Source organism: Pseudolactococcus yaeyamensis (assembly GCF_054658615.1).
Map to the genome: position 1 here is coordinate 1 of NZ_BAAGGP010000110.1, position 7,267 is coordinate 7,267.

At 40.5% G+C, this 7,267-nt stretch carries 1 protein-coding gene; it reads left to right on the forward strand.

Annotated features, from left to right (window positions below):
- Nucleotides 1–28 precede the first annotated feature (28 nt).
- A partial coding sequence (locus ACYQ21_RS14070) for a DUF6531 domain-containing protein (protein WP_460059176.1) occupies nt 29–7,267 on the forward strand: 7,239 nt, incomplete at its 3' end.

Below are 7,267 nucleotides of genomic sequence, written 5' to 3' on the forward strand. Positions count from 1 at the left end.
GAATGAAAAATTATTTTAGGAGTAAGACATGAAAACGAGTTTTAGAAAAAAATTGCTTTCCTGTTCTCTGATTTTGTTGCAGTTTACCTCAGTCTTTCCGTGGCAAGTCTTGCCTGTCAGTGCGACAACACAAGACAGTAGCTCAGGAAATTCAGAAAGCTTAGATCCAGGGGATAAAGTCACAGAAAAAGACTTACCCAAGGAGACACAAAAGCAGCTAGAACAAGCAAAAGAAACTGAAAAAGCGCCACCTAAGGAGAACAAAGAAAATCCAGAAACAACTGGTATCGCACCAGAAATTAGTGCGCAATTTCAAAAAGAAACCTCAGTTTTAGATGACATTAAAGCAGAAGCACTGACACAAGGTCGTGAAGAAGTGCTTGAAGAACGAAGTGAGTTATCCAAAACTTTCGTCAATCCAAACACAGGGATTGGAGAGACGGTTCTCTTTACAACACCAATTCACGAAAAAGATAAGGATGGTAACTGGCAAGAACCTGATACAGCTTTTCAAGCTGAAAAGGGTAATTTTGTAGCGGAGACTGCCCAGAAAAGTGTGACGGAAGTTTCTGTACCACAAGCTATTACTGCTGAAAAATCAGTTGCTATTTCAAATGAAAAAACGGCAGTTCAAATTGAGCTACCTAAAGCGACTTATAGTGTAGTCGAAGTTAAAGACAATCAAGTTTTACTTAAATCGAACAATGCCAATGAGCCTGCCGTCATTACGACAGATACTGATAACGTGCAACTCGCACAATACATTGACAAAGATTCTGATTTGAGTAAGCTTGATTTTTCTTTAACCTTGGATAAGGATAGTAGTGCCAAGTACAACCAAACAACTGGCAGTATTGAAATCTCAAAAGATGATAGAGTACAAGAAGTCATCTCAACACCTAACTTGCTTAATAATGAAGGTGACTTGATTACAGGTCTTGGCATGACATTTGATGAGAAAACGAATACAGTTCATGTCACTGGTGTCCAAAAAGAAACACTTGAAAAAGTCGGTCGTGCCAAAGTTGTTGTTCGGGCAACACCTCTTCAAGAAAAAACGATTCGAGGGTTAGAGGCGACAAGTGTTCGTCAGTATGATGACCAAATGAGTTATTACTGGCAAGATTACATGGACATTGGTTATGATGACGGAAATGCATCAGGTAATTTAGGAGCAGGTCATTTCATCACTTACGGCATTATCAAAATCCCTAATACAGAATTTCAAAATATCGCTAGACTCCATGAAATCATGGACGCCCAACTTAAATTAAAACGGATTGGGGATAGTGGTTTCTGGGGTGATACAGCAAAAGACGGCAATGGTAATGTGGTTAGACGACTTTTTGAAGTCGCACCTTTGACAAAAGATGTTGGTAGTTTATCTGCCTTGACTTATGATAAATTTATCAAACAGTTGGGTAGCCCATACGGACCACCCGCTCATGAAGATGGTAAAGAGACTTATATTGCGGGTATTGATGTCAATAATCGTTGGGTAGACTTTGATATTACAACGCTTGCCAATGATTGGAAAAATGGCGCAGATAATCATGGTGTCATTGTCAAAAACAACAAAAATACAGCCTATGAAATGCCATATTCACAAGCTGAGGCTTTTGGTAGTAATAATTGGACAGGTGGTCAGCCTTATGTGAGATTAACCCACAAGGAAAAACCACCGATTGACAAAAATATGCCGCTTGACCAAACAACTTTGAAACTTCGTCCTTTTGTGCGCAGTGATAATGATGGTCAGGTACAATTTTCTGCCCTCGGACTTGATGGGATTGGTCGTCCAGATGCACAAATTGAATATCGTTTGAAAGATAAAAACGATAACAATAAAGTCATCTATACTGGGACAGAGCCGTCAATCGGACGAGAATACCTCTATCCAAACTATCCAGCGGTCTTTCCAGATGCGAATCGTTATTTAGATTTATCAAGTAACTGGCAAACCAAGGACTTACTCACAACAGTCTTAAAGGAAAATCATCTCTATCAAGCTGAGGCAACAATTACCTACAATAAAAATGGTAAAGATGAAAAAGCGGATAAGACTTATGATACTTTCCAACTGTATAAGGTTTCAACGCAAGATACCTTGCCCCGTCTTTTAGCTTTTTATGGTTTAGAGAAAAATCGGGCGAGTTTCATGCGGGATAACAATATGAAAGATGAATTGCTCACGCAAGGCAATATCGTCTTTATCCGCAATCCTCAGAAAAATGCAGGGAAAGCCTATACACCTAAACCATTGACAGATGCTGAAAAAATTCGCTTGGATTCACTTGCGGTTGGTCGTGGCAAGCACTGTCAATTTGGCTTTGAGCCGATCAATCTTGGCAGTGGTAATCTGCTCTATGATACAACAGATGCGACTTGGTACGATAATGAAGTTCGAGAAGACTTCACAAGAACCTACAATGCCATGTTAGATGGTGCAGATAGTCCACTTGGTCGAAATTGGACGTTGAATCAAATGATTACCATTAATCAACTGGCAGATAAAAGTATGATGGTAACACTTGCGGATGGCGGTAAAGCCTTCTTCAAACGCAATGCGGATGGTAGCTATACACCAGAAGATACGGTCAACTATACCTTACGAAAAGTCATGGAGACGGTTAAAGTTGATGATATAGATGAACAAAAACGGACATTTGTCTTAGAAGATAAGGCGAGCCAGCTGACCTACACATTTGATGCGATGGGTCAAATCCGTACCGTTAAAAATGGTAATGGTCAAACCAAAACGTATGCTTACGATGCGGAAACAGGGTTTTTGAAGACAATTAAACTGTTCAGTGGTAAAACATTGTCATTTAAATGGGATGGTAATGCGCATCTGACGGAAGCGACTTTCCCTGACGGTACAAAAAATCAGTACAGCTATAATGAAGCTGGCGATTTGGTTAAGGTAACAGATAGCACAGGTAAGAAATTTACCTATGCTTATGATGCCGAACACCGCATGACGAGTTATTCAAATGATAAGGGAGACATCCTTTATGAAAATGAATACGACAAAGCAGGTCGTGTGACGAAACAAACGGATGGCGAAGGAAATGTCGTTAAATTAGCTTACGGAAAAAATACGACAACCACAACGGATGCCAACGGCAATAAAACCATCACAACCTTTAATGACCATTTCCAACCAACTAAGATTGAATATGCGGATGGTAGCACTGAAACCAATACCTATAATGCGCAGTATCAATTGACGGAATTTGTAGATAAAAAAGGCAAAAAGACAGGCTATACTTACGATGGTCATGGTAATCTGACAGCTACAACTTATCCAGATGGTACACTTGAGTCAACCACTTATAATGAGTGGGATCTGCCTTTAGTCGAAACGAATCGTCAAGGCAAATCAAAAGTTTCAACTTATGATGCCAAGGGAAATCTGGTCAGTCTCACAGATGAAAATGGCAATACAACAACCTATACTTATGATGCGCAAGGTATGAAAATATCTGAAACTTCGCCACTCGGTCAGGTTAAAACCTTTACTTATCAAGGTGGTAACTTGGTTGAGATTCATGATGCCAATGGTTTAGTTTCACGTTTCAGCTATGATGGTGCAGGTCGAGTGATAAGTGAAACTGATGGCAACAACCGTACCAAGTCTTATGAACTTAGCACTCGTGGAGAAGTACTCAAAGAAACCAATTTTAATGGTCAAAGTAGAACCTATACCTACGATGCTGAAGGTAATAAACTAAGTGAAACAGATTTTAATGGCAACAAGAAATCATTTACTTATAACCTTATCGGTCAAGTTATCAAAGAAACTAACGGTTTAGGTGGCTCAAAAACTTATGCTTATGATGGGAATGGGAATGTCATAGAAGAAAGTGACTATCTCGGAAACCTCAAGAAAATGAGCTACAACTCGCTCAACCAGCGAACCGAGATGACTTTCCCAGATGGCACAAAAGCGACTTACAGCTATGATAAATTAGGTAACCTAACTAAAGAAATTCTGCCAGATGGTAAAACACTCATCTATGCCTATGATGTCAATAACCAACTCATCAAAGAAACTGATGGTTTAGGTAATGCGACAACTTATGAGCGGAACACATCAGGTCTGCCGACTAAGATTACTTATGCGAATGGCACGACAGAATCTTTTGAATACGATGCCAAAGATAATCTTGTTAAGAAAACAGATAAGAATGGTAAGGTCACAATCTTTACTTATAACTCAGTTTATAATCTTGAAAAAATGAAAGACCATGACCGTGATTCGAGCGCTACATTTGATGTGCGAGGCAATCGGATAAGCACCACCAACGCCCTAGGCGAGACAGAACAACTTGCCTTTGATGCAGGAGGTTTTATCCAAGCAAGTACCAACGCAGACGGACAAATCACAACTTATGAAACTGACGGTTTAGGCAATGTCACGAAAGTCACAGAGCCAAATGGCGCAGTTTATCAATATGGTTATGATGGCAATGGCAATAAAACGAAAGAAGTCGCACCAGACGGTACGACAACGCTTTACACCTATAATGCGCTCAATCTTCTTTCGACCAAAGTCAATGCCAATGGTGATATTGAGCAATATTTCTATGACAAAAACGGCAATGTCACCAAGAAAATTGACCCAATGGGTAACGCCACAATCTACACTTATACTAAAACGAATGAGCTACTTACGCAAACAGACGCCCTAGGCAATACTTCAAGCCTTGCCTATGATGCAGGTGGGAAACTCATCAGCTTTACCGATCCAATCGGGCGCAAGACAAGCTACGATTACGACAAAATCGGACAGCTTATCAAAGAAACAACGCCAATGGGTGTTGTGACGACCTACACTTATGATAGCATAGGAAACTTAACTGAAGTTAAAGATAGCACAGATCAAAAAGAAAGTTATCGTTACAACAAGCAAGGCTTGATGACTGAAATTACTGATAGTCAAGGACGCTCAGAGAAAACGGCTTATAATCTCTATGGCGAGAAAACAAGTGTCACAGATATTGCGGGCAATACGACAACCTTTGATTATGATGCCCTGTCTCGTTTGACCAAAACGACTAAGCCACAAGGCACAAGCGAAGTCAATCATTATGACAAGCAAGGCAACCTCATCGAAGTTGACAAGCACAATGGTGGGAAAGTCACTTACAGCTATGACGCTGTTGGCAACTTAACCAAAGAAACCAATGATAAAGCTGAAACCAATGAATATCACTACAATCAAAATAAACAAATGATTGAACTCATTGACAGCCTCAACGGTAAATCAACTTTCAAATATGATGCCTTAGGTCGTGTGACTGAAACGACGGACGCCAACGGCAACGTGAGTAAACAAGCCTATGATGCCAATGGTAATATCATCAAGGAAACAGATGCGGAAGGCAATAGCACGACACACGCTTATAATGCCCTCAATCAACGCCTTGAAACGGTAGATGCCAAAGGTTTCAAACAAACAACGACTTATGACAAAGCAGGTCGCAAAGTCTCGGAGAGTGATTTTAAAGGCAATATCCAAACCTACACCTATGATAATGCCAATAATATCACCGCAACTATCGACGGTCTCAAACGTAAGACAAGTTTCACTTATGACTTGCGAGGTCAGCTCTTAGAAACAGTTGATAGTGCTAAGGCAAAAACAAGCTTTACTTACAATGATGACGGCACGCTGAAAAGTGAAACCAATGCCAAAGGCTACATCAAAGAATATGGTTATGACAAACTGTCACAATTAACCAAGACGACAGATAACGTTCATGAGAAAGCTTTATCTGAATTCAAATATGACAAGTTCGGTCAGCTCATCAGTGAAACCAAGTCTGGTAAACAAACCACGACTTATGCCTATGACAAAGTCGGTCGCATGCTGGAGCTTGTTTATCCGAATAAGACAAAAATTGGTTACAGCTATGACAGCCTTGACCGAGTAGATAAACTCATTGATGTCCGTGGTAACACCACAAGCATGACTTATGACGGTCTAGGCAATGTCAAAGAGCTAGTCGCACCAAACGGCGCTAAGACGGCTTATCAGTATGATGGTAACGGTAATCTCCTAAAAGAGATTGACCCGCTCCAGTTTGCGACAAGTTTTGCTTATAACAAAAATAACCAAGCGACACAAACGACAGATGCCCTAGGTGGTATCACGACACAAACCTACGACAGTCGCAATCAAGTCGTAAGCCTTACTGATGCAAGAAACAACACACAAAAATTCGACTATGACGGCAACGGTAATCTGACGAAACAAACAGACGCCAAGGGCAAAGCCAATATTTTTGCCTATGATGCCGCAAATCGTATGATCCAAACGACTAACCGTTTAGGTCTGAACACGCAGTACACCTATGATAATCAAGATAACTTGACAAAAATCAAGGATGCCAATGGTGGCACAACGAGTTTCGAGTACAGTCCAACAGGTGAGCTTGAAAAACAAGTCTCAGCCAATGGCAAAACGGAAACCTTCAGCTATCGTCTTGACGGTCAGTTAAGTAAAAATACCAAAGCAGATGGCCTTGCCATTGTATATGGCTATGATGAACTCAATCGTCTTGTCGGTAAACGCATGAAAAATCAAGATTTCGTTTATGACTATGATGATAATAATGAGCTGATATCTGCCAAAGTTGATAACAGTTTTGACCTTGGTGGTATCGAAAATGAAGACATCAAAGCTAAACTGGGCGAAAGTCACAGCTTAAACTTTGAGCGTAACGCCTATGGTGATATTACCAAAGCTACCACAAGCAAGGGCGAAACAGTCAACTATGCTTATGACGCTTTTGGTCGCCAAACTGAAATCAAGTATCCAAACGGTACTCATGTTAAGTATGAGTACGACCAAAAAAATCAGTTGACCAAAGTCATCGACGGTGATAAAGTCACGAGCTACACCTATGATGGCTTGGGCAGAATTACAGCCGTCACAAGTCCAGAAGGGACAAAATCGACTTACGACTATCTGCCAACTGGCGAAATCAAACTCGCTAAAACAGTTGATCCAAACGGCAGACGACTTTCAGAGCAGCAGTATGACTATGATGAAAATGGCAACCTCATCAAGGAAAATCTGATTTATCCGAAATTCAAGTTGGAAAAAACTTACGAATACGATGCAGAAAACCAACTCATCAAAGCAACTGAAAAAGAAAGTAAGACCACCCGAGTTACCCAATATTTCTATGATAATGTTGGTAACCGTATCGCCACTCGTTTGGATGTTAATGGCAAATACAAAGGCATTCAAGAGTGG